The organism is Rhizobium sp. BK275 (assembly GCF_014193555.1).
GTDB lineage: Bacteria > Pseudomonadota > Alphaproteobacteria > Rhizobiales > Rhizobiaceae > Rhizobium.
The window spans coordinates 69084-94030 of sequence record NZ_JACHZL010000012.1; the positions used below are offsets into that span (position 1 = coordinate 69084).

Sequence of the window (24947 nt, forward strand, 5' to 3'; positions counted from 1 at the left end):
TAGCTTCCCGCTCGCCGGCTTTCGTTCGCGCATTCGCGCGCACCGGCATCCGCTAGCCTTTTTCCTTTGATCGAGAGTTTCCCATGCGACAGCGTCTGAAGAGCTTTTCCCTCGCGCTCGGGCTGGCCGGCTTTGCTGCGCCCGCACTTGCCGCCACCCAATATCCCCTCACCCTCACCAATTGCGGCCAGCAGGTCACCTTCGAAAAGGCGCCGGCCAAGATCGTCTCGATCGGCCAAGGCATGACCGAAGTGCTGTTCTCGCTCGGCCTTGCCGACAAGATCGCAGGCACCGCCGTCTGGGTCGGCCCGGTCCTGCCGCAATATGCCGATGATAACAGCAGGATCAAACGGCTGGCCGACAATGACCCGAGCTTCGAATCCGTCGTCGGCGCGGAGCCCGATCTTGTGGCTGCCGAATTCGAATGGCATGTCGGCACGCAAGGCTCCGTCGGCAAGCGCGAGCAATTCAGGGATCTCGGCATCAACACCTATGTCGCGCCGGCCGATTGCGTCGCCAAGGTCAACACCGATGGCGGCGATGGCGTGCGCAAGGAACTGTTCACGATGGACCTGATCTATCAGGAAATCGCCGAACTCTCCGAGATCTTCGACGTGAAAGACCGCGGCGACGCGCTGATCGCCGAGCTGAAAAAGCGCGAGGCCGATGCCGTTGCCTCCGTCGCCGGTGCTGCGGCCAAGAACCTGCCCGTCGTCTTCTGGTTCTCCAGCAAGGAGGTCAAGGGCGATGCCTTCATCGCCGGCAAGAACAGCGCCCCGGCCTATATCCTGAAAACGCTCGGCGCGAGAAACGTCGTGACGACTGAAGAGGAATGGCCCCTCGTCGGCTGGGAAACCATTACGCAGGCCAATCCCTCCGTCATCGTCATCGCCACGATGGACCGCCGCCGCTATGCCGCCGACGATCCCAAGGTGAAGGTGGATTTCCTGGAGAATGATCCGGTCACCAGGGAACTGGATGCGGTGAAAAGCAAGCGCTTCATCATGATGGACGCGCAGTCGATGAACCCGACGATCCGCACGATCGACGGCATCGAAACGCTGGCAAAGGGCATCAAGTCCTTCGGTCTGGCGCAGTGAGACAGGCGCTTTCGCCACAGAGGACATGGTGGGCGCTTGCCGCGCTCACCATCGCCGCCGTCATCCTGCTCGGCCTGATGGTCAGCCTTGCCGTGTCGATCGGCGAAATCACCATTCCGCTCGCCACCACCGCAAAGGCGGTTTCCAACCGCCTGTTCGGCACGGCGTTCGAGCTCAGCCGCATCCACCAGGGCATCATCTGGGATTACCGCCTCAGCCGCGCGCTCGTGGCGGCAAGCGCCGGTGCGTCGCTGGCACTCTGCGGCGCGATCCTGCAGGCGCTGCTGCGCAACCCGCTTGCCGAACCCTATGTGCTCGGCATCTCCGCCGGCGCATCGACGGGAGCCGTCTGCATCATGATATCAGGCTTCGGTTATGGCATACTCGGCCTGTCGAGCGGCGCCTTCATCGGCGCGGTCGCCGCCTTCCTGCTGGTCGGCGTACTCGCCGCGGGTGCGGGCGGCACCAGCGAGCGCATCATTCTCTGCGGTGTGGCGGGCTCGCAGCTCTTCAATGCGCTGACCTCCTATATCGTCACCACTTCGGCCAATGCCGAACAGGCCCGCGGCGTGCTCTTCTGGCTGCTGGGATCGCTGAGCGGCGTGCGCTGGCCGGATGTCTATCTCTCCGTGCCCATCGCCGTGATCGGCTTCATCCTCTGCCTGGCGCATGTGCGCGCCCTCGATGCCTTCGCCTTCGGCACGGATGCCGCAGCCGCGCTCGGCGTCCCCGTGCGCCGCGTGCAGTTCACCCTGCTCGCCGTCACGGCCGCGATGACGGCGAGCGTCGTCAGCATGGTCGGCTCCATCGGCTTCGTCGGCCTCGTCATTCCCCATGCCGCCCGCTTCCTCGTCGGGCCGGCGCATGGCCGCCTGCTGCCGGCGACCGCGCTTGGGGGGGCGCTCTTCATGGTCGGCGCCGATATCATCTCGCGCATCATCATTCCGCAGCAGATCCTGCCGATCGGCGTCGTCACCGCGCTCTTCGGCGCCCCGGCCTTCGCCATCATCCTCTATCGCGTGCGGAGAAGCGCATGAGCATATCAGTCGACAAGGTCACCTATGCCGTCGGCAATACCGTCATCGTCAATGGCGTCAGCATATCGGTCGAAAGAGGCAAGGTGCTCGGCCTGCTCGGGCCGAACGGCTCCGGCAAATCGAGCCTGCTTCGCCTGATCTGCCGGCTGCGGCAGGTCGGATCCGGCATCATCCGCCTCGGCGACGACGATGTCTCCGGCCTTTCGCGCGCTGCCCTTGCCCGCCGCATCGCCTTCGTCGAGCAGCAGTCGACGACGGATACGCAGATCACCGTGCTCGATGTCGTGCGCCTCGGCCGCACGCCGCATCGCGGCCTCCTCGCCTCCTGGGGCTCCGATGACGATGCCGCCGTCGAGGAAGCGCTTGCCCGCGTCGACATGGCCGAACGCGCCGGCCAACTCTGGCAGACGCTGTCGGGCGGCGAGCGCCAGCGCGTGCACATTGCCCGGGCTCTGGCCCAGAGCCCGAGCGAATTGCTGCTCGACGAGCCGACCAACCACCTCGATATCCAGCATCAGCTCGATATCCTGGCGCTTGTCTCGAAACTCGGCCTCACCTCGATCATCGCCCTGCACGATCTCAATCTGGCAGCGATGTTCTGCGACCATCTCGCCGTGCTGCAGAAGGGCGAGGTCGTGGCTGCAGGCACGCCCGAGGAAGTGCTGACCGAAGACCTGATCGCCCGCGTCTTCGGGGTGCGCGCCCATATCGAAACATCACCCGTGCATGGCCGCGCACATATCCAGTATCGGATGGGGTAAGACATGGATGGAGTGAATTTCGATCTCAAGGAAGAGATCCGCGACTACTGGTCGAAGCGCTCTGAAACCTTCGACCTCGCCTTCGGCCACAGGATCGCCCCCGGCCCGGAGGCAGACGCCTGGCAGAAGCCGATCCGCGATGCCCTCGGCCTTGAGCCGAAACGCGTGCTGGAGCTTGCCTGCGGCACCGGCGAAGTGACCCGCCTGATCCACGATCTCGGCCATGACGTCACCGCGCTCGATTTCTCCGAGGCGATGCTCGCTGTTGCCCGCCGCAAACACGCCGGCAAGGAGCGCCTGCGCTTCATCCTGGCAGACGCTGAAAACACCCTGGAACCGGACGCAAGCTATGACGCCATCATCTGCCGCCACCTCGTCTGGACGCTGATCCGCCCGGAAGAAACCTTTCACGAATGGTTCCGCATCCTCAAGCCCGGCGGCCTGCTGCTCTTCTTCGACGGCGACTGGGCGAGCCCGAAGCCGACCGGCCGCATCGCCAACCGGCTGATCTCATGGATCGACCGCCTCATCGGCGCCGACACCAACTATGACGGCGCACTCGGCAGCCGCCACGCCCGCATCATGACAGCGCTCCCCTTCGACGCCGGCCTGCGCCCCGACATGCTGCTGCCGCTCCTGAAATCCGCAGGCTTTGCCGGGATCGAACTGCACTCCCACGCCCCGATCGCCCGCGCACAGCGGAAGAACGCCAACCTCAGAAACAAGCTCAGAACCCTGGTCTATCGCCGCTTCATCCTGACCTGCAGGCGGCCTTGATCTGTTGCAGGCGGGCCTGACGTGCCAGCCCCCGCCTACCAGTTGCCGGGATCGGCCGTATGATCGACGGCGGCGAATTCGTCCGCCTTGTCCCGATCCAGCGTCACAGTCCTCGTCCTCTTCGTCTCGTCCGCGACCAGATAGCGAAGCGGCGCCGCGTCCCGAGCTAATTCCTGATACAGGAGAAGCGCGGCTTCCTCGGCGGTATCGGCCTCGATCTCGCGCGTGATGGACACAGTGAACTTCTGCATGGTTCGGGCCTTCTCGATCGTCGCGGGCATGGCGCAATGTCCATCGCCTGACAATAGGCGCAGAGCCGAATAGTTCAAGCTTGTCGAAGAGCGGCGTACGCGGCCCGCCTCAGCACCCCTCCCCGCCACCTCAAACCGACCGCATCAACCCGCCATCCACCTTCAGGCTCTGCCCCGTAATATACCCCGCCCCATCGGACACCAGAAAGGCAATCGTCGCAGCCACTTCCGCACTCGTCCCATAACGCTTCATCGGCACGCTCTCGCGCCGCTCCTCGGTTGCCGGCAGGCTGTCGATCCAGCCGGGCAGCACGTTGTTCATGCGGATATTCTCGGCCGCATAGGTATCGGCAAAGAGCTTCGTATAGGCGGCAAGGCCGGCGCGGAAAACCGCCGAGGTCGGAAACATCGTCGACGGCTCGAAGACCCAGGCCGTCGAGATATTGACGATCGCACCCTTCTTCTGGCCCTGCATGATCGGCGTCACCAGCCGCACCGGGCGGATGACGTTCATCAGGTAGACGTCCATGCCAGTATGCCATTGCTCGTCGGTGAGCTCGTTCAGCGGCGCGCGCGGCCCGTGGCCTGCGCTGTTGACGAGGACATCGATGCGGCCCCATTCCTTCATGGCGGAATCGACCAGCCGCCTCAAATCGTCGTTCGACTGGTTGGAACCGGTCACGCCGACACCGCCGAGCTCCTTGGCGAGCGCCTCGCCCTTGCCGGAGGAAGACAGGATCGCGACCTTGTATCCATCGGCCGCAAGGCGTCTTGCGCTCTCGGCTCCCATGCCGCTGCCGCCTGCTGTGATAACGGCCACTTTTTCTACTGACATGCTGGTGCCCTCCTGATGTGATACCGTCAATTGATCGATGTGTTTACGCAGGATATCATGTCCGCTACGCGAGCGCGAAACAGTTATCCTCTTTTATGGCAGTAGAAAAACTACTCGATGAGCGAAATCCCCGGAAAGCTTCCCTCCCTCAACGGCCTCAAAGCCTTCGAGGTCGCAGCGCGCCACCTGAACTTCAGGCTCGCCGCCGAAGAGCTCGGCGTCACGCAGGGCGCCGTCGCCCAGCAGGTTCGCGGGCTCGAAGCGCAGCTCGGCATGGCCCTGTTCGAACGGCTTCCGCGCACGCTGGCGCTGACGGCGGAGGGCCGACGCTACATTGCCGATATCAGGCGCGCCTTCGAGATCATCGCCCGCGCAACGAACGAGCTGAAGCCGCAGGCGATCAAGCTCACCATCAGCACGACACCGACCTTCGCCTCCAAATGGCTGATCCCGCGCCTGCCGGAATTCACTGCGCTGCATCAGGATCTCGACCTTCACATCCTGGCGACCGAGCGCATCTCCAATTTCGCCGTCGACGGCGTCGATCTCGCGGTCCGCTATGGCCGCCCGCCCTTCGGGCCGGGGCTGAATGCCGAGCTCTTATTCGAGCAGGAAGTCATCGCCGTCTGCAGTCCGCTGCTGCTTGCCGGCCGCAATCCGCCGCGCACGGCCGAGGAGCTCGCCGCGTATCCGCTGCTGCACGACGCCCATAACCTCTGGCCGGAATTCGTCGAGCGCCATCTCGCCAACAGCAGAAGCCCTTCCTTCAAGGGCATCAGCTTCTCGCAGACCGCGCATGCCATCGAGGCGGCGATTGCCGGTCAGGGCATCGTGCTTGCGAATGCCGGCTTCGTCACCGACGATCTGGCCAAGGGCCGGCTGGTGCGGATCTTCGAAGCCAGGCTGCGCGGCCCATCGGATATCTATCTCGTCTGGCCTCGCTACCGGAAATCCTCGGCGCGGGAAACCGTCATCGACTGGTTGTTCGCCGAGGCGCAAAAGGAGGACGCAGCGGAGGGCGAGCCTATTGTCCCGTAAAGCACTCGACACCAGATACCAGAGTCATTGGATTCATTTTCTTCACTTCCACCCGTAACATCAGACAATCACAGGCATATTGATGTTTCATGTCATCCTCGGGCTTCCCTGGCTGGTCGTTGTCGTCAGGTTCATCCTGCCTCTGCCGTGGATCTGGCCCGCCAAGGCCCTGCTTGCCGGCGTGCTCCTGGTTGCCTCTCAGCAGGTACTGCTGAACCGTATCTCGTCGGGGTCCATCTTCGCGCCCGAGTATCCGCGCCCGTTGATCATCGTGCTCAACTTCCTCTTCGGTGCAACGCTCCTGCTGGCCGTCTTCCAGATCGCACTGGATGCCGTCTCGCTTGTCCTCGCCCTCGTCGAGGGACAGTTTCCGGCCATTCCCGCTGAGATCCGCTATATCATCGGATTCGCGGCCTTCGGCCTGGCCGCCATTGGCGTCGCCCAGGCCGTGCGTATTCCGCCGCTGAAGAGCGTCGAGATCGCAATCCAAGACCTTCCTGAAACCTTCGACGGCTATCGCCTTCTGCAATTGACCGACCTCCATCTCAGCCGCCTCTTCCCGGCGTCCTGGGCCGAAGCCGTGGTGCAGAAAGCCAATGACCTGCAGGCCGATCTGATCGTCGTAACAGGCGATTTCATCGATGGCCGTCTCGAAAAGCGCCGCGCGGACGTTGCCCCGCTGTCAAAGCTGCAGGCGCCCGACGGCCTTTTCGCCATCCCCGGCAATCACGAATATTATTTCGGCTACGACGACTGGATAGAGTACCACTCCAGCCTTGGCATGCGTATGCTGACGAACGAGCATGCGGTCATCGAGCGCGGGGCTGATCGTATCGTCATTGCCGGCGTCACGGATCTTGCCGCTTTCGGCAGATCGATGCCAAATCCCGATCTTGCCGGAGCCTTGAACGGCGCTCCAGCCGAGGCCCCGATCATCCTGCTCGATCATCAGCCGCGAATGGCAGCCGAGACCGCCAAGGCGGGCATCGCGCTGCAACTGTCAGGGCACACCCATGGCGGCATGGTGCTCGGCCTCGATCGTCTGGTCGCCCGTGCCAACGGCGGTTTCGTCTCCGGCCTGTACGCAGTCGGCGACATGCAGCTCTATGTCAACAACGGCACCGGACTCTGGCCCGGCTTTGCGCTGCGGCTGGGTCGCCCCTCGGAACTGACGGTGTTCACGCTGCGCAAGCGTTCCTGACAACGCTAAGACCTCGATCCACTCTTCTCCAGCACCAGCCTGCGAATACGCTCGGCCACGTCAGGATCGACGGGATTGTAAACGACCATGTTGAGATCCGGCCTGCCGTCGATGGCAAAGCCCGAATATTCCAGCGCGATATCACCGAGAACAGGATGTCTCAGCCGCTTGGTGCCCTCGCCATGGGAGATCACGTCGTTCTCCTGCCAGATCCTCTTGAATTCCGGACTGGCGAGGCTGAGTTCCCCGACCAGCTCGGCAACCTCCGAGGTAGCACCCGCACGCGCCGCGTCCGCCCGGAAGGCGCCGACGACGAAGCGGGCCATGGTTTCCCAGTCATGCTGGACATTGCGGACATTGGGATTGCAGAACAACAGCCGCAGGACGTTCCGGTCCTCAGGCGCAAGGCTGCCGTAATCGGTCATGACGACGGTCGCCGCGCGGTTCCAGGCAACGATGTCCCAGGCGGCCGTGCGCACCAGTGCCGGGCTGACCTCGAGCGTGTCGATGAGGCGCTGCAGGCGCGGACTGATGCCTTCGATGGCACGATAGCGCACCTCGGGCGGCCGGCCGAGACCGAGAATGAACAGATGTTCGCGCTCCGGTTCGGTCAGCATCAGGCCGTTTGCAATCCGGTTCAGCACGTCTGATGACGGTGCGCCGCCGCGCCCCTGCTCCAGCCATGTGTACCATGTCGGGCTGATATTGGCGCGCTGCGCCACCTCCTCGCGCCTCAGCCCCGGCGTGCGCCGGCGGCCCGAGAATCCGAACACCGCCGGATCGAGGCGTGAACGCCGGTCGCGAAGGAAGATGCCAAGGGCGTTGCTGTCGGTACTCACGCCGTTCCTGTTAGCCATTATAATAGGATAACGTCACTACTTTAACAGCATAAAACATAGCGCAATAACAGGGTCTCTAGCAATAAGGAGATACCCCATGCGCATATTCCTCACCGGCGCCACCGGCTTCATCGGCTCGGCCATCGTGCCGGAACTCCAGAAAGCAGGCCATCATGTCATCGGCATGACCCGCTCCGATGCCGGCGCCAAGGCGCTCGAAGCAGCCGGCGCCGAAGTCCACCGCGGAGTGCTGGAAGAGCCCGAAAGCGTGCAAGCCGGCGTCGAGAAGGCTGACGCCGTCATCCATACGGCTTTCGACCATGATTTCTCCCGCTTCGTCGAAAATTGCCAGAAGGACAGCCGCATCATCGCCGCAATGGGCGAGGCTCTGAAAGGCTCGAACCGCCCCCTCCTCATCACCTCGGGCACCGGCATTGGCAACGCCCATCTCGGTGAACCGGCGAGCGAGGATGTCTTCAATATCGAGCATCCCAACCCACGCATCGCCTCCGAGCTTGCGGGCAATGCCCTGCTCGATCAGGGCGTCAACGTCTCCGTCATGCGCCTCCCGCAGGTGCACAATACCTTCAAGCAGGGCCTCGTCTCGCCGCTCATCGAGATCGCCCGCGAAAAAGGCTCCGTCGCCTATGTCGGCGAAGGCCGCAACCGCTTCCCGGCTGGTCACCTGCTGGACGTCGCCCTGCTCTATCGGCTCGCAATCGAAAGAGCCGAACCTGGCACCCGCTACAATGCCGTCGCCGAGGAAGGCATCACCACCCGCGAGATCGCCGAAGCCCTCGGCCGCGGCCTGAAGCTGCCGGTCGTCTCGGTTGCGCCGGAAAAGGCGGCCGAACATTTCGGCTGGATGGCGATCTTCGCCGGCCTCGACTTCCCTGCGTCTAGCGAAAAGACCCGCCGGATCCTCGGATGGAACCCAACCGGTCCAGGCCTGATCGCCGATCTCGACGCGATGGATTACGGCAACCTCGCGGCCTGACCGGTCGCCTCGTCGCCGAACCTGTCGCCTGCGGAGTTTCTCGGCTCCGCAGGCGACAGGCCGTTTTGATTTCAGACTTGCAGCCCGCCGGAAATGTCGATCACGCCGCCGCTGATATAGCCGCCATTCGGCCCCGCCAGGAAACCGATGGCCGCCGAGACTTCCTCCAGCGTCGCGATGCGCCGGATCGGATGCAGGTCCATCACTGCCGGAGGCAGGTTGTCGCGCACATCGGCCGCCATATCGGTCGGCATGATACCGGGCTGGACGATGTTGACGGTTATGTTGCGCCCGCCGAGATCGCGCGCCACGCCCCTCGCATAGCCGGCAATTGCCGCCTTGGTTCCCGCATAATCGGCAACGCCTGAGAACGGCACGCGGCTGCCGAGCAGCGAGCCGATAAAGATGATCCGGCCTCCATCCGAAATCGCCTGGGCTGCCGCCCGCGTCGTTGCCACCGCACCCATGACGTTGACCTGCCACTGGCGATCGAGATTGACCGTGTCGAGTTCGGGATCGTCGACCGTCCGGCCCTGCACGGCAATCGCCGCATTGTTGACGAGGATGTCGAGCCTGCCGAAATAGGCCACGACCTTGTCGACCAGCGGCTTGGCCGCTGCCATATCGGCCTGATCGCTCTGGATCGCCAGCGCCCGCACACCCTTCGCCCGCAGCGTCTCGACCACGGCTTCCGCCTTCTCGGCGGAATTGACATAGCTGATCGCCACATCCGCGCCCTGGTCCGCAAGCGCCTCCGCCGCAGCAGCCCCCAGGCCGCGTGAACCACCGGTCACCAGAGCGACCTTTCCCTTCAAAATGTCAGACATATCAGTCCTTTCCATACCCCATCGAAGCACCGCCCACCCCATTGGCCGGCGGCTCAGTTTTTTTCGTAACGATCGTTACTATAACGATTGGTATGAAATCTGGACAAACACTGTCAAGTGGTTTAATAACGACCATTATGAAATTCATTGAGTCTATCTGATGGGACGCCATCGCGAGTTTGATGTCGAAAAAGCGCTGAATGCTGCGCTTTGCGTCTTCTGGCGCAAGGGCTATGAAGGCGCGTCCTATGCCGATCTGACCGAGGCGACCGGCGTCGAGCGACCGGCACTCTATTCCGCCTTCGGCAACAAGGAGGCGCTCTTCCGCCAGGTTCTGGATCGCTATTACGAGCGATACCTGGATTACATCCCGAAAGCATTGGAGCTGCCGACCTCACGGGAAGTCGCCGCCCATATCCTGTCCAACGCGATCGACCTCAACACGCGCTTTCCCACCCACAGGGGCTGCCTCGGCATCAATGGCGTGCTGGCGGGATCGGATGAAGCCGAACCGGTGCGGCAGGCTTTGATCGATGCCCGCGCGGTCGGCGAAATGCAGCTTCGCGAACGCTTCGAACGGGCAAAGGCCGAGGGCGACCTGCCGGAGACCGCCAAGCCCGCTGCTCTTGCAGCCTTCCTGCTCGCCGTGCTTCACGGCATGGCGGTACAGGCCAAGGCCGGCTTCAGCCGCGACGTGCTGGAGGCCGTTGCCGAGCAGGCGCTATCGACCTGGCCGACAGCGAAGTCGTGAGTCTCTAATGTCTCGTCGGGTTCCAGTCAGCTGAGTTCTGCGAGATGTTAACCGGATCACTTTCTTGGAGCCACTCGAAGATATATTCGTAAGGCTCGTCGTCATCTTCCGCGAAGAATTCGTGCTTCAAGGTCCAGCCCAAACGCAAGTGTTCTCTCGCAGCGAGGCTTGAGCAACACTTGGAAAGTCTGGGTTTCTTTGAAGTGGTCATCTCTTAGTCCATCCATGGATCGGCAAAGTCGAGCACGCCGCCTCAAGACTTGTCAATAGAGACCAGAGACCTATCCCGCCGCCGCATCCATCCTCGCCCGTACCTCCAGAAATGCCGCCGTCAGCCGCGCCAGAACCGGCGATTTGACTGATCCATTCGCCCCGCCGATCGGGTCCTCGATATGGATCCTGCGCAGATCCGCCATGAACTCGTCCCAGAGCTTCTGCCCGCCCTCCTCAAGCAATTCGGCGCGGATGCTCAAATCCTCGCTGACCGGCAGAAACCGCCGTCCCCAGGCACCGATCATCGCAAACATCGGCACGAGCTGGATGGAAGCTTCCGTCAGGCTGTAGATCGCCTTCTGGCTATGGGAGGGATCGTCGAGCTTGGTAATCAGCCCGTAAGACATCAGCCGCTTCAGCCGCGCCGCCAGAATATTGGAGGCGATGCCCTCCTCCGACTGCGTCAAGAGCTCCCGAAAGTGACGGCGATTGCCGAACATGATATCCCTGATGATGACGAGGCTCCATCGATCGCCCAGCACCTCCATCGTCAGGTTGATCGGGCAGCCCGACCGTATTTCGATATCCATATTCGACTCCGTGAGAAAAACCAGTTGCATTATAGGATTGGTTATGCGACAAGACAACCGATTTCAAAATGCAATCAGATGGAGGCTGACATGACTCGTGTACGCGTCGCTGCATTTTCCCTTTCGATCGATGGTTTCGGCGCCGGTCCGGACCAAAGCCTTGAAAATCCTCTCGGTAAGCGCGGTATGGAGGTACACCAGTGGTTCTTCCCCACCCGCACCTTCCGCACCATGATCGGCAAGGACGACGGCACCACCGGCGTCGATGACAGATATGGCGCCGCAGCCATGACCGGCTTCGGCGCCTTCATCCTCGGCCGCAACATGTTCGGACCCATCAGAGGCGAATGGCCGGATGAAAACTGGAAAGGCTGGTGGGGGCCGAACCCGCCCTATCATGCGCCCACCTTCATCCTCACCCATTATGCCCGCGAGCCCATCGTCATGGAGGGCGGCACCACCTTCCATTTCATCACCGGCGGCATCGAGGAAGCGCTGGAAAAGGCGAAAGCCGCAGCCGGCGACAAGGACGTCAAGATCGGTGGCGGCGTCAGCACGGTGCGCCAATATCTGAAAGCCGGCCTGATCGACGAGATGCATTTCGCCATCTCCCCCGTCGTCCTCGGCAAGGGCGAATCCATGTTCGAAGGCATCGACCTGCCGGCGCTGGGCTTCTCCGTCAAATCCCACGAGATGACGGAAATGGCTGCGCATATCGTGCTGACGAAAAGCAATTCCAGCAAAAGTGTGTAGCGGTTTTGCGTCCGGAATTGCGTGAAGACAAATAATGAGGCTTGCCCATGTCCGCCGCCATGCCGCTCGTGATCTACCTGCACCCGCTTTCCTCCTATTCCCAGAAGGCGAAAACGGCCTTCTACGAAAAGGACCTGGCCTTCGAAGTGAAGCTTCTCGACGGCAGCGAGCCGATCGCCTCGGAATTCCAGGCGAAGTGGCCGATCAAGCGCTTTCCGGTCCTTGAGCATGGCGGCGACTTCATCTTCGAGGCCACCAGCATCATCGAATATATCGACCTGCTGCACCCGACCGACCACCCCTTGCTTCCCGCCGACGCCATGGTGGCAAACAGGGTGCGCATGTGGGACCGTTTCTTCGACAACTACCTCCAATATCCGCAGCAGCGCATGGTCAATGCCTCGCTCGGCCGCGAGGTCGAGCCCGATGACAACTATATCCGCTGGCGCCAGGCACTCGAAACCGCCTATGGCATTCTCGATGAGCATATGAAGGGCCGCCAATGGGTGGCGAGCGAAGACTTCAGCCTCGCAGACTGCTCCGCCGCCCCCGCCATGCTCTATGCCGACTGGGCGCACCCGGTCCCCGAATATTTCGAAAATGTCCGCGCCTACCGCACCCGCCTTCTCCAGCGCCCGAGCTATGCCCGCGCCCTCGACGAGGCCAGACCCTACCGCCATCTCTACCCGCTGGGAGCGCCGGTCGGACGGGATTGAGCGGGCTGTCGTTGCCCCGATAACAAACCGTCCTATCCTTCCCCGAGGTGAATCAGGCAAGGACATGCGAGAGACCGATGAGTGACGATCTGTTACAGGGCGTGGCGGCGCGATGGGATGGTAATGCCGATCAATGGACGCATGACGTCCGTAGCGGCTACGACGTCTATCGCGATCTTTTCACCTTCCCCGCCTTCCTGGATTTCCTGCCGCCGATCGCCGGCCTTGATGTCATCGATTTCGGCTGCGGCGAAGGCACGAATACCCGCCGCTTTGCCGAACTCGGCGCGCGCCTGACCGGCGTCGATCTCTCCGCGCGCATGATCGGCCATGCGCAAAAGGCCGAGCAGGAAAGCCCTCTCGGCATCACCTACAAGATTTCTTCCTACAGCACCGATACCGGCTTTCCGGATGCCTCCTTCGATGCCGTCGTCTCCACCATGGCGCTGATGGATGGCCCGGATTTCGACGCTGCCATGCGCGAAGCCTACCGGCTGCTGCGCCCCGGCGGCTTTATCGCCTTCAGCGTGCTGCATCCCTGCTTCATCACGCCGGGCCTCGGCTGGCAGAAGAACGAGGACGGCTTTGCGACCGCCCTCTGCGTCTCGCGCTATTTCGATCGCAGCACCTTCACCGAGGAATGGCGCTTCGGCGCCCGGCCGACCGGCGAAGAGGTCAGGCTCTTCGCCGTACCGCGCTTTCCACGCACCATGGCCGATTACCTGAACGGCGTCGCCGCCGCCGGCTTCCGCATCGGCAGGATCGGCGAACCGCAGCCGAGCCCCGAAGTCTGCGAAAACTCCCCGCGCTTTGCCCGCTGGCGCGACCTTGCCGCCTTCCTGCTGCTCGTCATGGCCGAGCGCCCTTAGACTGGGGCAGGCGCCTTGCCCTGATCAGACGAGCCCCTGGCTGAACCCGAATTCGCCTTCCGCTTCAGCCGCGCGCACATCCTCACCGAACAGCATGTCATTATGCGGCCGGCCGCTGCGGACCATCGGATAGACATTCTCAAGCGCCGCTACCCGGCAATCGAAAAGCACCGGCCGGTCGATCGCGATCATCTTGCGGATCTTGTCATCGAGTTCATCGGGCTTCTCGCATCGGATACCAACCGCGCCATAGGCTTCCGCCAGCTTGACGAAATCCGGCAGCGAGGCGGAGTAGAATCGGTCCTGGCGGTTGCCGTGCAGGATCTGCTGCCATTGCCGGATCATGCCGAGCTGCGCATTGTTGAGGATGAAGATCTTCACCGGCGCCTGATGCTGCATAGCCGCCGAAAGTTCCTTCAGCGTCATCTGCACCGAGCCATCGCCGACAATGCCGAGAACCAGCCGGCCGGGATGGGCGATCTGCGCCCCGATCGCCGCCGGCAACCCATAGCCCATCGTGCCGAGCCCGCCTGACGTCAGCCACCGGTTCGGTTCCTCCATGCCGAAAAGCTGCGCCGCCCACATCTGATGCTGGCCGACATCTGTCGTGACGATGGGATCGAGGCCTGATGTCAGCGCATGCAGCCGTTCCAGCGCATATTGCGGCATGATCTCGTCATGGCGCATCTCATAGGCGAATGAGTTTCGCGCCCGCCATCGCTCGATCTCGGCCCACCAGCCGGCGAGCCGCTTTCGCTCCGGCACGGCAGGGAGCGCCCGCCAGGCCTCGATCATCTCCTTCAGCACATCAGCCGCATCGCCCGCGATGCCGATATCGACGGCGACATTCTTGTTGATCGAGGACGGATCGATGTCGATATGGATCTTCCTAGACCCCGGCGAAAAACGATCGGTGCGCGAGGTGACGCGATCATCGAAACGCGCACCGACAGCAATCATCAGGTCGCAATCATGCATCGCCATATTGGCCTCGTAGGAGCCGTGCATGCCCGGCATCTTCAGCCAGTTCGGCCCAGATGCCGGATAGGCGCCAAGCCCCATAAGCGTCGAGGTGATGGGAAATCCCGTCAGCTCGACCAGCTCCCGCAGAAGCCGCGAGGCCTCCGGCCCCGCATTGATGATGCCGCCGCCGGTATAGAGGAGCGGCCGCTCGGCCCGCGCCATCATCGCAACCGCCCCCGCAATCGCTTCGCGGTTATCGTCCGGCTGCGCCCGATAACGCACCGGCACTGAAATCTCATCCGGTCCGACATAGAGTCCGCTCGCAAAGAGCACGTCCTTCGGCATATCGACGAGAACCGGACCCGGCCGGCCTGACGCCGCGATCCTGAAAGCGAGATGGATCGTCTTTGCGAGATCGTCGATATGGCTGACGAGGAAATTATGCTTGGTGCAGGGCCGCGTGATGCCGACCGTATCGCATTCCTGAAAGGCATCCGTGCCGATCAGGTTCGTCGGCACCTGCCCTGTCAGGCAGACGAGCGGAATGGAATCCATCAGCGCATCCTGCAGCGCCGTGACAGCATTGGTGACACCTGGTCCAGAGGTCACCAGCATGACGCCGACCTTGCCGGTCGCGCGCGCATAACCTTCGACCGCATGGCCGGCACCCTGCTCGTGCCGCACCAGCAGATGTCTGATTTCATCCTGTTGAAAAATCTCGTCATAGATCGGCAGCACGGCAGCGCCCGGATAGCCGAAAATATGCTCGACGCCATTGTCGCGCAGCGCCTGCAGAACGATCTCGCCGCCGTTCATCAGGCGGGCGGAGGACGTATTGGAGGAGGAATTTTGGGTAAAGCTTGCTCTATCGCCGGTCATGGCAATTGTTCCGTCGTTCGAGGTGATTGGGTGCGACGGGGCACAAAAAAAGGCCCCGTCAGGGACCTTGTGTTCGGCGCATGGGTGGCTGATGCCGGACGGTTACACCGTCCTGCCCATGCGCGATATCACCACGACGAGAACCATTGCGATTTTCATGGGCGATAGAGCTAGCCGCAATTTTACAGCCCGTCAATCGCGTCCCTGCACCCGGCCAAAATCTTTCGGCACGGGGCCGCAGAATTTACAGGCGAAAAACGGATTCTCATACAACTAAAGGATGCGCTACGACTATTTGAGTAATTTTGCAGCGTGTCCATCCCTGCTAGGGCAACTACAAATTGCTACGGAGGGAATTTCCATGCTTGTATCTTCAGGATCAAAGTATTTTGATACGCAATGGTGGAAAGCCGCCTTGTATTCGAGGTGGAAAGACGCCGCGACTTCGTTCGGATTTCATCCCTATGAAGCGAAACTGACGGTCAATAATATACCGTTCATCTTTGCCGTAACGACGCCGCTGGCGAAAAACTGGTACGCGCAAACAGAGAATGATCATTCCCACGAACTCGATGCATTGACGGCATTCGGCCTGCAAGGCGCAATCGTTTTCGAATGCGGCGGCCATCATGGTCGCGATTGCACCGTGCTGGCGAAGATCGTCGGGTCCGAGGGTCGGATCGTCAGCTTTGAACCGCACCCGGAGAATATTCGCGTGCTGCGGCGGAATGTGGAACTCAATCATCTGCAAAACGTGATCGCGGTCAACGCCGCTGTTGGATCGAAACCCGGCTCGCTTTCCATAAAATCCCGTTCGAATGCGAAGGTCTCTCATCACGGCGGAATTGAGGTTCCCGTCGTCACTTTGGATGAATGGGCCGAAACGAACGGCATCTGGCCCGACCTGATCAAGATCGACGTGGAGGGCTACGAGTTCGAGGTTCTGCGCGGCGCCAGGCGCGTTCTGGAGAAGACGCCGACCCTTTCCGTCGAGGTTCACTGCAATATCGTCGGAGAGTTCGGCGCAACGCCCGAAGAGATCTGGAAACTGATCGACGTCTCAAAATACGATGTCTGGATCCAGCGGCATGACGGAGTGGCAGCCGAGCCCCTCACCGGCACGACACGGCTCAAAGGGCGTCCGCATTTGTTGTTCGTGCCTCGCCATAAACGCAACTGAGACATTCTGGACGGCCCTCGGGTCACCGCCTCACTCCGCCAGTTCCCGCATGACCTTGATGAGGTCGGACTTGCCTTCGAAGCCGATGCCGGGCAGTTCCGGCATGGTGACATGACCGTCGATGACCTTCACTCCATCAGGAAAACCGCCATAGGGCTGAAAGAGATCGGGATAGCTCTCATTGCCGCCAAGACCAAGGCCGGCTGCAATGTTGAGCGACATCTGATGACCGCCATGCGGAATGCAGCGAGATGGCGACCAGCCGAACTGGCGCAGCACATCGAGCGTGCGCAGATATTCGACGAGGCCATAGGACAGCGCGCAGTCAAACTGCAGATAATCGCGGTCGGCGCGCATGCCGCCATAGCGAAGCAGGTTGCGGGCATCCTGATGCGAGAAGAGGTTCTCGCCGGTCGCCATCGGCGCATCGTAGAATTCCGAGATCGCCGCCTGCAGCGCATAATCGAGCGGATCGCCGATCTCCTCGTACCAGAAGAGCGGATAGTCGCGCAGCATCTTGGCATAGGCGATGCCGGTCTCCAGATCGAAGCGGCCGTTCGCATCGACGGCAAGCTGCGCCTCAGAACCGATCTCTTCCAGCACGGATTCGATGCGGCGGCGATCCTCATCGATCGAGGCCCCGCCGATCTTCATCTTGACCACGGTATAGCCGCGGTCCAGATAGCTGCGCATTTCCTTACGTAGCGCGCTATTGTCCTTGCCGGGATAATAATAGCCGCCGGCCGCATAGACGAAAACCCTGGGGTTGGCTTCCCTGCCCTTCATGTCCGCCAGCAGCCGGAAGAGCGGCTTGCCTTCGATCTTGGCAACGGCGTCCCAGACGGCCATGTCGATCGTGCCGACCGCGACCGAGCGCTCGCCATGGCCGCCGGGCTTTTCGTTTTTCATCATCGCCGCCCAGATCCTGTGCGGATCGAGATTGGCGCCGGCATCATTCACGAGGCTTTCCGGCGCGGCTTCGAGAATACGATCCTTGAAGCGTTCGCGGATAAGACCGCCCTGGCCATAACGGCCGTTGGAATTGAAGCCATAACCAACCACGCGCCGCCCATCTCTCACGACATCGGTGACGACGGCCACCAGGCTCGCCGTCATCTTGCTGAAGTCGATATAGGCGTTGCGGATCGGCGAAGCGATCGGCTTCGTCACTTCGCAGACATCGATGATACGCATTGCTGTCTCCATTCCGGTCCTGAGGCTGCGCCCTCGCATGGCCATAACTTAAGAAAAACCCGCCCTCCCAGTCCAATGCCGATCCGGGTCCCTTCAATGCCGGATCGGCACTGCCAATGCCCCGCCTCACCGCAAATCCCTATGAATTAACTTGAAATCCCGAGAGCGATGCCGTTCTGTCAATGCTCCCTAGGCATCACAGAAACGAGGGAACCATCGTGGAAACCGCCTGGCTCGCCGATCTCCAGGCTCTCGCCGAAACGCTGAACTTTTCGAGAGCCGCAGAAAAGCGCCACATCACGCAGCCGGCTTTCGGACGCCGCATCAAGTCGCTCGAAGACTGGTGCGGCTCCGACCTCGTCGACCGTTCGACGCACAGGTTGAAGCTCACCCCCGCAGGCGAGGCCATGCTGGAGGCGGCAAACGATATCGCTGCACGGCTGGAGCGTGCCAGCCGGGATCTCGCGCAGATGCGCGCGGCGACCTCGACCGTGACCTTCGCCGCCACCCACGCCCTCTCCTTCATCTTCTTTCCCGGCTGGATCCAAAGAATGGGCCACGAGGCATCGACGATGCCGATCCGCCTGCTCTCCGACAATATGAATGAATGCGAGCGGATCATGACGGAAGGCCGCGCGCAATTCCTGCTCTGCCACGACCATCAGAACAGTAGGATCCGTCTCGATATGAATGCCTACAGGCATGTGGAGCTGGCAACCGACCGGCTGATTCCGGTGAGCGGCAGGGACAGGAATGGTCGCGCGCTGCACAGCATTTCCGAGGCATCGGATCGCGCAGTCCCGCATCTCGCCTTCGAGGAGACATCAGGCATGGGCCGCATCCTGTCGTCGACCCTCTCCTCCAGCACAGATCGGCTGCCCCTCTCGACAGTCTTCACTTCCCACCTGGCAATGGCGCTGAAAGCGCTCGCTGTCGAGGGAAAGGGCGTGACCTGGATACCGGAGAGCCTGGCGGCGGACGAGATGGGGCCGGCCGGAAGACTGGCGCCGGCCGGATCGGCGGATTGGGCCGTCGACGTCAAGATCGTCCTGATCAGACCTCGAGCGCGCATGACGGATATTGCCGAGAGCTTCTGGAGCCTGGTTCAAGAGCAGTATCGGCCTTCGGGCCGGTGAACGAGGTCCGCTGGCGCAAAGCGGCAGCATCAAACCGGCCTTTCATCACAGCAGCGGCACGCGCAGGATCGGGTTCATTCAGCTTCCGCGAGAAAAAATTGTCGCAATGTGACCGCCGTCACTATCCAGAACATCCACTGCTTGTATTTTGCCTCCGCTGGATGCTGCACCTACCAGCAGGAGAAGGGTTGCCAGGCCCCACTTGGCGGCCCTTCTCAATTTCCCGCTGACGATGAGGGAGCGGCGGCAGCTCTATTTTGCGCCCCGGATCACCGAAACATCTCGCTCTGGCTGCCGATCCTGCCGCCTTTTCGGACGCTGATCGTTACATCTGTCCGCGGGTCGGACTGGGCATCACCGAACCATGACACGATGACCAGAAGAGCGGCAACTGCAAACAGTGGCGGGCCAATATAGACGATCAGGAGGGAATGCAGCGATTTCATAGTGGTCTTGTTCTCCGATTTCTACGGTCGTCGTGAGGTTGATTTCGGCGGTCACGCCTGGGTGGGGACTATCGTGTGATCGGGCGTCAGTGCGGGGCGCCACGAACCGCACGTGGAATGAAGGAAATATCAAATGAACGGGAAGCATTCAGGGTATGATAGATTTCCCGAGCGCCATAGTAGGCGCCACCCCACATCAGCAGGCTGAGTTGAAACGCGATGACAAAGAAGCAGATCCTCATAGCTTCCCTTCCGGTTTTTTGTTTTAATGCGTCAGAAGCTCAAATATAAGTTGCATTCACATCTGAAAATTGATCCATGTATTTTACATTTATCGTAAAATTATCTGTTTTACTATTACAGAAACGGAAATATAAAGGATGATATAATAACCATAACGGGTGAAATTCTAAGAAATAAAAATAATTATACCTACACTTCGATGATAGCATCACTTTTCATTGCTGACGTATCGGTCGATGTCTGGAGGGTCTACTTGCCACAGCCGCTTGTCCTATCGGATGACGAAGCAATGGTGGTAAAGATCTGATCGTTAACCACTCTGGACTAAAGCCCTGGCGTCAAACCCCTTTTAGAAGGAATATTAGAATGCTCTAAGGAGCTCGGGAGGGGTATGATGACACATAGAGATGAGGACGAAGTCTTTTCCAGATTCGTAGAGGAGCGCCGCGAACTCGGCTTTCGGGGCGAGCGGCCGCCGCAACGAAGGCTGATAAACTGGCACTTTCTTGCGCTGGTCGCGGTCGTTTTGGGTGCCGGGCTCATAACGGTTACATAACCAGGATCGGCACCGAGATCACCGTCGCTCTTGTCAGGCGATGGCGCCAGGGACCATCAAAAGCGCAGGCGAACGCGTATCCGCTGCCGACCGATATCGTCGGCCGGCAACGATCGTTCGCCCGTCAGATGATAGGGTCATCGGGTTAAACCTATTGAATTAATTGCTATCTCCGGTCCACGAGGTAGCATTCCAATGACCTTGTGGGGCAGGCTTGCGCATCGGCTCGCCACATCGGTCGGGAGGGTTTAATGGCACATATGGAAGACGACGATGTCTTTTCCAGATTCGTGGAGGAACGCCGCGAGTTTGGCTTTCAGGGCAAACGGCCGCAGCAACGACGGCCGATGGATTGGCCCTTGATTGCGCTGATCACGGTTGCCTTGGGCGCCGGGCTCGTAACGCTGACACAAGCGACAATCGACAAAGCGATAACCATCGCCGTTCACTAAGCGTGGCGCGCGCTGTTCCGTCAGAACCAGAGATCGCGCACGCATTGTCCCTTGGAAGGAAGGTCGTTAAATGTGTCCAGCCCGTCGAAATGATCGATCGGCAGGTCTGAGACGAGATCCGGCGGCGCCAGCCGCACATTGACCGCCATGCGCCGGCGCCCATCCCTGTTGAGCCTCAGGCCGCGCCAGCTCAGCACACAGGCGCAGGTCGGGCAGAACAATATTTCGAGCGAGGGCGTCTCGCGGCCGGCCCGCGTATAGGAACCGGTCTCGCCCCTTATGGTGATCCGCTCGCCCTCGTAATCATAGGCCCAGAGCGCGCCATAACGCCGGCAGAGCGTGCAGTTGCAGGCAGTAATCGAGCCGGGATCGCCTTCCAGCGTCCAGCCCGCCTTGCCGCAATGACATGAGCCGATCAGCATCAGCGCCCCGTTTTTTCTGCTTGTTCGAAGAAATGCATCCTGCCTCAATCACGGGACGTCTGCAAATGACCACGGTTCCGAAGCAAGTCCCCCACCCCTCCCCAGTCTGAACACCCTTGTGGGGATGGGTTTGGGGCCGCACTTGACTCCTGCACAAATGAGAACATAATAAGAACATCCGTGGCGCTGCGGCCGCCATCCCGACAATCTGGAACTGAAATGCTCTGCAAGGAGAATGAGAACATGCGCCCGCAACTGGCCCCTAAAATCCTGAATGAAGAGACGACAAACGAAGACCTGAGCTGGGAGGTCGAGGCCGTGCTTTCCTGGCATGACGAGGACGCCAAGGCGGCCATCGCAACGCTCCTGCAGGACTGCCGCCACCTGCGCCAACAGTTGGCCCTTGCCGAAGGCGCGATGAGTCGCGGCATCACGCGAGGCTGGCGGCCCTCCTTCGACCGGCTCCTCTCAGACAGGCCCCCTTCGACAAACAATGAAACACCGCCGCAGCATCGATCTCGTCGCCAGCCATGAGGCTGTCGCAGCCGACAGGGAAACACTCGCTACTCTGCCGCAATGGTATGTCCTTCACGCACGGTGCGACGCCTGCCGGCACGAGACGAGGATCGACCGGCGCGCGCTCGCCTACCGCTGCGGCAAGGACCTGTCGCTGGCGATGATCGGCCTTCGCCTGACATGCAGGAGCTGCGGCAACCGCAGGGGAAACCACCTGCTGCTCGGCACGCTGCCGCGGGATTGATGATCCCGTTGCCCGAGGCCTGGTTCCTACGTCAGGAATCGGCTGAGATAGGCATAGCTGCGCGCCGCAAATTCGAAGGGCAGCCGCGGATTGTCGTGCTCGACCACGAAGAGCCGCGCCCCGCTCACAACCGCCGCCCGCCACAGGGACGGCCAGAGAAGCACGCCGGAGCCGACATTCGCCCAGCCATCCTCCTCGGGATCCCTGTCGTCGGGCGCCTGATCCTTCACATGCACCGAGGTGAGCACGCCGGCGTAGTGCCTTATCCATTCGCCGGCATTGGGCTGGGCGCGCGCCAGCCAGGCAATATCCGCCTGCCAGACGAGCGGACTGCCCCTGGCCGCCTCGAACATCAACTCGAAACCGTAGCGCCCGCCGATGGTACGATCGAAGCCCGCCATCATATTGTGATAACCGAGCATGATGCCGTCGGCTTTCATCTGCTCCGAGAGGACGCCGAGTTCATGGCCGATCCGCTGCCATCCCGCTTTCGTATCCTTCACCAGCGAAGGCCCCGGATGCGGAACGAACAGCTGCCCGATGCCGCACTGCTGGCAGGCCTCGACAAAGCGCTGCCGCTCCCTGCGCAGCGCCTCCAGCCCGACATGCGCCGACGGCGCCGTCAGTCCGTTCCGCAGAAGCCCGTTTTGCAGGAGGTCGGCGTCGCGCAGATGCCCCTCGAGCGGCTCGACCGCGTCAAAGCCGGCGCCTGCTGCCTTCTCAAGCTGTGTGCCGAGTTCTCCAAGGCCACGCATCGAAAAGAGCTGCAGCGAAAGCATAGGCTTCGTCATCGCCCACCCCCAGACCAATCTCGCCGCCGGCAAGACATCCCGACCAATCCTCCGCATCGAATCCAAAGACAGTTTGGCCCGTGTCGGCGCAGATTGCGAGGGCCAAACGGCCGATATCACCCTAATGCCGGCAAGCCCCCCTTCGGCAGCAGCTTCCGTTTCAGGTTGACGATATGGCGGCCGAAAGACCTGTCGATGCGCTTCACATCGATGAGCGTCAGGTCCCCGTAGGCGGAAAACGTGTGCAGCCCATCAGGGTAATCGGCAGCGGCGAGATCGCCGGTCAACTGCACCGGCAGATGCTCCGAGGTCACATGCGTTTCCGTAAGCAGGCTGAAACGCAGAAAGCGCAGGCCGCCGCCATAGCTGACGCTGCAATCCTGAACCGGAAGGATGATCTGGCCATCGGCGCCGACAAAGGGCGTGCCGCCCGGCCGCGCGCCGGAGCGGTCGACCAGAACCGGATTCTGCGGATGGGTCTTCCATGGCCCGGTCAGCCGGTCGGCAAAGGCGACATGCAGTTCGCGCTGGTCGCGCGCGCCGGACCCGACGACGGTGTAAAACATCCACCACTGGCCCTGATGCTGGATCAGGCAGGCCTCGGCAGCCGGAATATCGGCTAGAAGCACCGTTTCGCGCACCCAGCCGTCCGGGAAAGCACGGGCGCGATAAAGGGCCACTTCACCGGCCTTATGGCTTTCCGGCACCATCAGCACCTCGCCATCCTGCTCGATCAGGAAAGGATAGGAGAGATGGAAAGGCCGCACGAGCGTCACCGCCTTGCCGCGCCATTCGAGGGCCGGCCCGAATTCATGGCGCTCGATGAAGCCATGCTTGGTGTGGTAGTCATATGCCTCGACGAAGACGTGCAGGGCATCGCCCTTTCTCACGGCGAAGGGATCGGCGAGAAAGCGCCAGGGGCCGGGATCGGGCAGCCACGTGATGCGGCTGGAACAATCCGCCAAAGTCTCGGCATCGAGCAGCGCCTCGGCGGGTGCGGGCACGATGCCGACCTGCCAGAAATCACTCTTGGGCTTCAGACGCATGGATCAACCGCGGATGATCGGTGCCGAGGCCAGCTGCGCTGCGGCTCCGCCGGCAACCCGGGAATAGAAATCGAGAACATTCACAATGCCTGCCGAACGAGAGAAAGGACGCAAGTCGTAGCTTACGCGCGACAGACGGACAACAGGTTGTTCTCGCATCACATCGGCAAGCGCCTCGGAAAGCTGCTCGACGGAGCCCGGCGCGACCAGGGTCACCGGATGCTCGCGCAGATATTCCGATGGCCCTTCGGCGGCCGTGGCGATGATCGGCAGCCCCTCGCTCATGGCTTCGAGGATGGCAAGCCCCGCCGATTCCTCGCGCGACGGCGACACGAAGAGATCCAGATTGCGCAGGAACCCCGGCACATTGTTGCAATGACCGAGCAGATGGATGCGGCTGTCGCCCCTGGCAAGCTTTTCCAGCGCGGCGCGATGCGGCCCCTCGCCGACGATGACAAGAGCGGCGTCCCTGGGGGCCGACTGCCGGAAGGCCGACACCAGCACATCATATCCCTTGCTGAGATGCAGACGCCCGACGCTGCCGACGAGCCGTGTTTCGCGCGGCAGATTCAGCTGCGCACGCAGGTCGAAGCTCTCGGCGGATTTGACGTCCGGCAGCCAGTTGGAAATCAGCGTCGACTGGCCGTCATATTTGCCGAGCCGTGTTGCCTGGGCTGCGTTGACACAGATGACGCCATCGAGATGCGCGTGCTGCCTGGCCTTGTACCCGACATGCAGGGTCGCGATTCTGGCGACGCTGTCGGGCGCTGCGGCAAGCGCCTTGCAACCATGACTGAGATGCCCATGCGCGATTTCGATCCCTGCCCGCGCGGCCAGCCACCGCAGCCTGAGACCGCGCAGAAACGGTGTCGCAAAGCCGTGGAAAATGACTTGCTTGGAAAGCAGTTTCGTCATCGGCGAGCCATATCGTCCGGCAACATGCACCTCGTGCCCAAGAGCAGCCTGCCCGTTGGCGAGGTCAATGCAGTATCGTTCCGATCCGGCAATTCTGGAGGAGAACAAGATATGCAGAATTTTCAACTTATGAGACGCTACCGGATCGGCAGTGGCATAGGCACGCGGGTGCAGATCACCCACGAAATTATTTCGAGCGCTCAAGATACACCTCAGACCGATAGCCGACCGAGTTGAGATGTTGGTAGAACACTGCTCGATAGGTTTCGGCGATGGTCTACATTGCCGAACTGTCACGAACAAGACTGGCTAAGCATACGGAATCGTAAGCTTTTACGTCACAGAATAACCATTTTTGGGGTAATTTCTTGAATTGGCTCTTGAAAATTGCGGCGGTCTTATACCGCGA

At 61.4% G+C, this 24947-nt stretch carries 28 protein-coding genes; 16 read left to right on the forward strand and 12 right to left on the reverse strand.

Features of this window, described 5'->3' with window-relative positions:
* The first annotated feature begins 83 nt into the window (after nt 1-83).
* From FHT82_RS29225 to FHT82_RS29240, 4 genes are read left to right on the forward strand one after another with little or no spacing between them, the layout of a single operon-like run.
* Nucleotides 84-1100: an ABC transporter substrate-binding protein gene (locus tag FHT82_RS29225; RefSeq protein ID WP_183736206.1), complete on the forward strand. Its 1017-nt coding sequence runs from the start codon at nt 84-86 to the stop codon at nt 1098-1100.
* Nucleotides 1097-2137, forward strand: coding sequence for an iron ABC transporter permease (locus FHT82_RS29230; protein ID WP_183736207.1), 1041 nt, complete (start codon nt 1097-1099; stop codon nt 2135-2137). The genes FHT82_RS29225 and FHT82_RS29230 overlap by 4 nt, the downstream gene beginning before the upstream one ends.
* A complete protein-coding gene (locus tag FHT82_RS29235; RefSeq protein WP_183736208.1) occupies nt 2134-2898 on the forward strand; it encodes an ABC transporter ATP-binding protein in 765 nt (254 codons plus the stop codon). The genes FHT82_RS29230 and FHT82_RS29235 overlap by 4 nt, the downstream gene beginning before the upstream one ends.
* 3 nt (nt 2899-2901) lie before the next feature.
* On the forward strand, nt 2902-3675 hold the full coding sequence (locus FHT82_RS29240; RefSeq protein ID WP_183736209.1) for a class I SAM-dependent methyltransferase: 774 nt from the start codon (nt 2902-2904) through the stop codon (nt 3673-3675).
* A 35-nt stretch (nt 3676-3710) separates the two neighbouring features.
* Here the strand turns inward: FHT82_RS29240 and FHT82_RS29245 are convergent, their stop codons facing one another.
* Together FHT82_RS29245 and FHT82_RS29250 are read right to left on the reverse strand one after the other, a co-directional pair.
* Complete coding sequence (locus tag FHT82_RS29245; protein ID WP_183736290.1) at nt 3711-3926, reverse strand: hypothetical protein; 216 nt, start codon at nt 3924-3926, stop codon at nt 3711-3713.
* Between the two features lie 130 nt (nt 3927-4056).
* Entirely contained in the window at nt 4057-4761 is a 705-nt protein-coding gene (locus FHT82_RS29250; protein WP_183736210.1) for an SDR family oxidoreductase, read from the reverse strand.
* Between the two features lie 117 nt (nt 4762-4878).
* Between FHT82_RS29250 and gcvA the strand changes: the two genes are divergently transcribed.
* Nucleotides 4879-5799: a transcriptional regulator GcvA gene (gcvA, locus tag FHT82_RS29255; RefSeq protein WP_183736211.1), complete on the forward strand. Its 921-nt coding sequence runs from the start codon at nt 4879-4881 to the stop codon at nt 5797-5799.
* Between the two features lie 82 nt (nt 5800-5881).
* On the forward strand, nt 5882-7000 hold the full coding sequence (locus FHT82_RS29260; RefSeq protein ID WP_183736212.1) for a metallophosphoesterase: 1119 nt from the start codon (nt 5882-5884) through the stop codon (nt 6998-7000).
* Nucleotides 7001-7005: 5 nt separating this feature from the next.
* On the opposite strand, the gene FHT82_RS29265 is transcribed toward FHT82_RS29260, so the two are convergent.
* Entirely contained in the window at nt 7006-7839 is an 834-nt protein-coding gene (locus FHT82_RS29265) for a helix-turn-helix transcriptional regulator (protein ID WP_348647678.1), read from the reverse strand.
* A 97-nt stretch (nt 7840-7936) separates the two neighbouring features.
* Between FHT82_RS29265 and FHT82_RS29270 the strand changes: the two genes are divergently transcribed.
* Nucleotides 7937-8836, forward strand: coding sequence for an SDR family oxidoreductase (locus tag FHT82_RS29270; RefSeq protein ID WP_183736214.1), 900 nt, complete (start codon nt 7937-7939; stop codon nt 8834-8836).
* Nucleotides 8837-8907: 71 nt separating this feature from the next.
* Here FHT82_RS29270 and FHT82_RS29275 read toward each other — a convergent pair whose 3' ends face one another.
* Nucleotides 8908-9663 carry an SDR family oxidoreductase gene (locus FHT82_RS29275; protein ID WP_183736215.1) on the reverse strand — a complete coding sequence of 252 codons (756 nt, stop codon included), beginning with the start codon at nt 9661-9663 and terminating at the stop codon, nt 8908-8910.
* Nucleotides 9664-9823: 160 nt separating this feature from the next.
* Here FHT82_RS29275 and FHT82_RS29280 point away from each other — a divergent pair, with 160 nt between their 5' ends.
* Entirely contained in the window at nt 9824-10414 is a 591-nt protein-coding gene (locus tag FHT82_RS29280; RefSeq protein ID WP_183736216.1) for a TetR/AcrR family transcriptional regulator, read from the forward strand.
* A gap of 281 nt (nt 10415-10695) precedes the next feature.
* On the opposite strand, the gene FHT82_RS29285 is transcribed toward FHT82_RS29280, so the two are convergent.
* Complete coding sequence (locus FHT82_RS29285) at nt 10696-11217, reverse strand: helix-turn-helix domain-containing protein (RefSeq protein ID WP_183736217.1); 522 nt, start codon at nt 11215-11217, stop codon at nt 10696-10698.
* Nucleotides 11218-11307: 90 nt separating this feature from the next.
* Between FHT82_RS29285 and FHT82_RS29290 the strand changes: the two genes are divergently transcribed.
* The 3 genes from FHT82_RS29290 to FHT82_RS29300 all read left to right on the forward strand — a co-directional run bounded on the left by FHT82_RS29290 (nt 11308) and on the right by FHT82_RS29300 (nt 13555).
* Complete coding sequence (locus tag FHT82_RS29290) at nt 11308-11970, forward strand: dihydrofolate reductase family protein (protein ID WP_183736218.1); 663 nt, start codon at nt 11308-11310, stop codon at nt 11968-11970.
* Between the two features lie 59 nt (nt 11971-12029).
* Nucleotides 12030-12686, forward strand: coding sequence for a glutathione S-transferase family protein (locus FHT82_RS29295; RefSeq protein WP_183736291.1), 657 nt, complete (start codon nt 12030-12032; stop codon nt 12684-12686).
* Nucleotides 12687-12763: 77 nt separating this feature from the next.
* A complete protein-coding gene (locus FHT82_RS29300) occupies nt 12764-13555 on the forward strand; it encodes a class I SAM-dependent methyltransferase (protein WP_183736219.1) in 792 nt (263 codons plus the stop codon).
* Between the two features lie 24 nt (nt 13556-13579).
* Here FHT82_RS29300 and FHT82_RS29305 read toward each other — a convergent pair whose 3' ends face one another.
* Nucleotides 13580-15397, reverse strand: coding sequence for an acetolactate synthase 3 large subunit (locus FHT82_RS29305; protein WP_183736220.1), 1818 nt, complete (start codon nt 15395-15397; stop codon nt 13580-13582).
* Nucleotides 15398-15758: 361 nt separating this feature from the next.
* On the opposite strand from FHT82_RS29305, the gene FHT82_RS29310 reads away from it, so the two are divergent.
* The gene (locus FHT82_RS29310) at nt 15759-16577 is read left to right on the forward strand and encodes an FkbM family methyltransferase (protein WP_183736221.1); all 819 of its coding nucleotides are present in this window, start codon (nt 15759-15761) and stop codon (nt 16575-16577) included.
* Nucleotides 16578-16607: 30 nt separating this feature from the next.
* On the opposite strand, the gene FHT82_RS29315 is transcribed toward FHT82_RS29310, so the two are convergent.
* Nucleotides 16608-17771, reverse strand: a complete 1164-nt coding sequence (locus tag FHT82_RS29315; protein WP_183736222.1) for a mandelate racemase/muconate lactonizing enzyme family protein — start codon at nt 17769-17771, stop codon at nt 16608-16610.
* A gap of 218 nt (nt 17772-17989) precedes the next feature.
* Here FHT82_RS29315 and FHT82_RS29320 point away from each other — a divergent pair, with 218 nt between their 5' ends.
* On the forward strand, nt 17990-18907 hold the full coding sequence (locus tag FHT82_RS29320) for a LysR family transcriptional regulator (protein WP_183736223.1): 918 nt from the start codon (nt 17990-17992) through the stop codon (nt 18905-18907).
* 269 nt (nt 18908-19176) lie between these two features.
* Here FHT82_RS29320 and FHT82_RS29325 read toward each other — a convergent pair whose 3' ends face one another.
* A complete protein-coding gene (locus FHT82_RS29325) occupies nt 19177-19353 on the reverse strand; it encodes a hypothetical protein (RefSeq protein ID WP_183736224.1) in 177 nt (58 codons plus the stop codon).
* Nucleotides 19354-20403: 1050 nt separating this feature from the next.
* Between FHT82_RS29325 and FHT82_RS29330 the strand changes: the two genes are divergently transcribed.
* On the forward strand, nt 20404-20604 hold the full coding sequence (locus tag FHT82_RS29330; protein WP_183736225.1) for a hypothetical protein: 201 nt from the start codon (nt 20404-20406) through the stop codon (nt 20602-20604).
* A 20-nt stretch (nt 20605-20624) separates the two neighbouring features.
* Here FHT82_RS29330 and FHT82_RS29335 read toward each other — a convergent pair whose 3' ends face one another.
* The gene (locus tag FHT82_RS29335; RefSeq protein ID WP_183736226.1) at nt 20625-21026 is read right to left on the reverse strand and encodes a GFA family protein; all 402 of its coding nucleotides are present in this window, start codon (nt 21024-21026) and stop codon (nt 20625-20627) included.
* 243 nt (nt 21027-21269) lie between these two features.
* On the opposite strand from FHT82_RS29335, the gene FHT82_RS29340 reads away from it, so the two are divergent.
* Complete coding sequence (locus FHT82_RS29340; RefSeq protein ID WP_246698261.1) at nt 21270-21560, forward strand: hypothetical protein; 291 nt, start codon at nt 21270-21272, stop codon at nt 21558-21560.
* Nucleotides 21520-21786 (forward strand): hypothetical protein, encoded by a 267-nt coding sequence (locus FHT82_RS29345; RefSeq protein WP_183736227.1) that lies wholly within the window; start codon nt 21520-21522, stop codon nt 21784-21786. Before FHT82_RS29340 ends, FHT82_RS29345 begins: the two co-directional genes overlap by 41 nt.
* Before the next feature lie 26 nt (nt 21787-21812).
* Here the strand turns inward: FHT82_RS29345 and FHT82_RS29350 are convergent, their stop codons facing one another.
* The 3 genes from FHT82_RS29350 to FHT82_RS29360 form a co-directional block, all read right to left on the reverse strand.
* Nucleotides 21813-22577: a sugar phosphate isomerase/epimerase gene (locus tag FHT82_RS29350; protein ID WP_183736228.1), complete on the reverse strand. Its 765-nt coding sequence runs from the start codon at nt 22575-22577 to the stop codon at nt 21813-21815.
* Nucleotides 22578-22693: 116 nt separating this feature from the next.
* The gene (locus tag FHT82_RS29355) at nt 22694-23623 is read right to left on the reverse strand and encodes a glycosyl hydrolase family 43 (protein WP_183736229.1); all 930 of its coding nucleotides are present in this window, start codon (nt 23621-23623) and stop codon (nt 22694-22696) included.
* 3 nt (nt 23624-23626) lie between these two features.
* Complete coding sequence (locus tag FHT82_RS29360; protein ID WP_348647679.1) at nt 23627-24835, reverse strand: glycosyltransferase; 1209 nt, start codon at nt 24833-24835, stop codon at nt 23627-23629.
* Between the last annotated feature and the right edge of the window lie 112 nt (nt 24836-24947).